At 57.8% G+C, this 3,413-nt stretch carries 4 protein-coding genes; all 4 read left to right on the forward strand.

Going from position 1 to position 3,413, the window contains the following annotated elements; translation table 11 throughout:
• Positions 1 to 768, forward strand: a 768-nt coding sequence (locus VN887_02120; protein ID HXT38797.1) for a metallopeptidase TldD-related protein, incomplete at its 5' end; no start/stop codon positions are given.
• 200 nt (positions 769 to 968) lie between these two features.
• The gene (locus VN887_02125) at positions 969 to 2,348 is read left to right on the forward strand and encodes a TldD/PmbA family protein (GenBank protein HXT38798.1); all 1,380 of its coding nucleotides are present in this window, start codon (positions 969 to 971) and stop codon (positions 2,346 to 2,348) included.
• Positions 2,349 to 2,420: 72 nt separating this feature from the next.
• Positions 2,421 to 2,738, forward strand: a complete 318-nt coding sequence (locus VN887_02130; protein HXT38799.1) for a hypothetical protein — start codon at positions 2,421 to 2,423, stop codon at positions 2,736 to 2,738.
• A 43-nt stretch (positions 2,739 to 2,781) separates the two neighbouring features.
• Positions 2,782 to 3,285, forward strand: coding sequence for a DUF2393 family protein (locus VN887_02135; GenBank protein ID HXT38800.1), 504 nt, complete (start codon positions 2,782 to 2,784; stop codon positions 3,283 to 3,285).
• Positions 3,286 to 3,413 lie beyond the last annotated feature (128 nt).

Genomic DNA, 3,413 nt, shown 5'->3' on the forward strand with positions numbered 1-3,413 from the left:
CTACAACTGGATGCGCGCGAAGCTCCAGCCGGCGAAATGGAAGTCGTGCTCGGTCCAGGTTGGCCCGGCGTGCTGCTGCATGAGGCCGTTGGTCACGGGCTCGAGGCCGACTTCAATCGCAAACAGACATCGGCATTTTCAGGACTGATCGGCAAGAGTGTTGCCAGCGAGAAAGTGACCGTGGTTGATAACGGCACAATGCCGTGGCGGCGCGGCTCACTCAATGTGGACGACGAAGGAAATCCCACGCAGGAAAATGTCCTCATCGAAAAGGGGAACTTGAAGGGATATCTCAGCGACAAATTGTCGGCAAAGCTGATGGGTATGGCCAACACCGGTAACGGTCGCCGTGAAAGTTATGAGCACATTCCCATGCCGCGCATGACCAATACCTACATGTTGGCCGGCGATGACGACCCCGAAGACATCCTTCGTTCGGTGAAACGCGGGATCTACGCCGTGAATTTCGGTGGCGGTCAAGTGGACATCACGAACGGTAAGTTTGTCTTCTCCGCGTCCGAAGCGTACTTGATCGAAGACGGCCACGTGACGGCCCCGATCCGCGGAGCAACATTAATTGGGAACGGTCCGGATGCGCTTACACGTGTGTCGATGGTGGGCAACGATCTCAAGCTGGATGAAGGCATCGGAACCTGCGGCAAGGACGGCCAGGCCGTGCCGGTTGGGGTCGGTATGCCCACGACCAAACTTGATCGCCTGACGGTCGGCGGCACCGCACGCAAAGATCCCGGCGGCTTCATGCAGTAAGGACGGTTCACCGTAAATTCACCAAAGAGGCACAGAAACACAGGACATAAAAGGCAGAATTCCATGGAAACGTGGAACAGTCCGCTATCTGATTTCAACTTCTATTTGTCCTTTGTTTTTCTGTGTCTCTGTGCCTCTGTGGTGAATTGATTCGTGTTTTGCCAACGACCAAGGACCAACGACCAACGACGTTTTCTCTTATGCCTGAAACTACTCTCGAATCCCAAACCGAAACCGACCTGAAATCCCTTGCCCAGGACATTGTTCGCCGCGCGATGCAGCATGGCGCAACCGCAGCCGAATGCGTCATTCGCGAAGGCGATGAGTTCTCCACTCTGGTCCGCCTCGGACAGGTAGAAACCCTGAAAGAGTCGGGATCGAAAGCCATTGGCATACGCGTGTTCTTTGGCAAGCGCTCCGCCAGCACGCATTCCAGCGACTTCTCTCGCGCAGGCCTCGATCGCATGCTGAGCTCGGCGCTCGAGCTCGCGAAAATCACCTCCGAAGATCCGTTCGCTGGAATTCCCGAGCAGAATCAATTGGGAGTGATCCCCGGCGACCTCGATCTGTACTCCTCTGACGTGTATTCGCTTCCCGGACAGGAGCGCATTGCCTACGCTCGCCGCGCCGAAAAAGCTGCGCTCGACTCCGACCCGCGAATCAAGAACTCTGATGGCGGATCGTTCGACGCAGCCACGGGACACAAAATCCTCGCAAACTCACTCGGGTTCCTTGGCGAATATCGGCGGTCCTATTGCTCGGTTGCGGCGGTCCCGATTGCGCAAGATGAGAACGGCGCCATGCAGCGCGACTACTGGTTCTCCGTCGCGCGCAGTCTGGGAAGGCTTGAATCTCCCGAACAGGTGGGCAAGATCGCTGCGCAACGCACCCTCCGCCGGCTCGGCGCCCGCAAGGTCAAGACGCAACAAGTTCCAATCATCTTTGATCCCCTGGTTGCGACATCGATCCTCGAACACATCTTCGAAGGCGTCAATGGCGATTCGGTTTATCGCGGCGCCTCGTTTCTCGCGGGAAAGTTGGGCCAGAAAATCGCAGCCGACAACGTCACCGTCATTGACGACGGCACCATGGTCGGTGGTTTCGGCACAAGCCCGTTCGACGGCGAGGGCATTCCGACGCGACGAACTGTGGTCATCGATCAGGGCGTGCTGGCGTCCTACCTGCTGAACACTTACACCGCGAAGAAACTGAACCTGAAGACCACCGGCAACGCCTCGCGCGGGCTGGCCGGAACGCCCGGCATCGGGCCTGGCAATTATTTCCTGCAGCCCGGCTCGCGAACACCACAAGAACTGATCGCCGACGTGAAGGAAGGCTTGTACGTAACAGAGTTCCTGGGCATGGGCGTGAACCTCGTGACCGGCGACTACTCGCGCGGCGCATCCGGTCTGTGGATTTCAAACGGCGAGTTGACCTATCCGGTCGAGGAGATCACGGTCGCCGGCAACCTGAAAGACATGTTCATGAACATCTCGGAAATTGCCACCGATCTCGAATTCCGCGGCTCGGTCGCGGCACCCACGCTCCGCATTGACGGGCTCACCGTCGGAGGCCAGTAAGTGCGGTTCGCGCGAATCGTGTTCTTGATTGCGGGGATCTGGGGCGTCCTCGTCCTCACCCCGCTTTATTTCATGTTCGACATCATCGGACGCAGAGACCCGCCCCCGATCACCCATCCCGGCTTCTATTACGGATTCGTGGGCGTTGGGCTGGTGTGGCAGATCGCCTTCTTCGTCATCGCACACAATCCAGTGCGCTTGCGCCCCATGATGATCCCCAGCGTGCTTGAAAAGTTTATCTATGCAGTGTCGCTCGGCGCGCTTTACGTGCAATCGCGTATTCACCCGTCTGATCTGGTCTTTGCCGGCATTGATGCGTTGCTCGGCGTGCTCTTCATCGTCGCCTTCATCCGAACCCCAAATTCCAGGACCGTGACCTTTTCCGCATAGCCTTTCTCGTTTCGTTCAGGTTTGGAGAATATAATCGTGCTGCATGGGCGGACTGCTGCAACCAACGCCGACAGTCGCCGAGCGCGACAACAGTAAGCGCACAATCCTCATTGCGATTGCGGCCGTCATGTTGTTGGCCGGGATCGCGGCCTTGGTACTTCGCCCGAAACCCAAGGCGGTCGCCGTGCCTCCGCCGTATGCTGCCGACTTGAAATTCTCCGATGTCAAACTCAGCCAGGCGCAGAACTTCGTTGGCGCGACCGTCACCTACGTGGACGGCACTCTCAGCAATACTGGTAGCAAGAGTGTGACCGACGCGACCGTGCGCGTTACGTTCAAAGATCCGTACGGTCAGATTGCGCAGGTCGAGGAAGTACCGATCAAAATTCTGCGCACCAGCGGCCCTTATCCCGATACCGCAAACCTCTCTGTCGCACCGCTCGCGGCAGGCCAGAGTCAGACCTTCCGCCTCACATTCGAACACGTAAGTGATCAGTGGAACCAGGGCCAGCCGGATCTGCAGATCATCGCCATCACCACCAAGTAGAAGCCGGAATCCAGCTTCCATTCTTCCGTCGCACGCCGCAGCGCCTGAAACTGCCTTTTTCTTTACAATCTGTGCATGTCTGAAACCAAGACCGTTCGCCTGACGGAGACGGTCAAAGCGGCGGGTTG

The organism is Candidatus Angelobacter sp., from assembly GCA_035607015.1.
Classification (GTDB): domain Bacteria; phylum Verrucomicrobiota; class Verrucomicrobiia; order Limisphaerales; family AV2; genus AV2.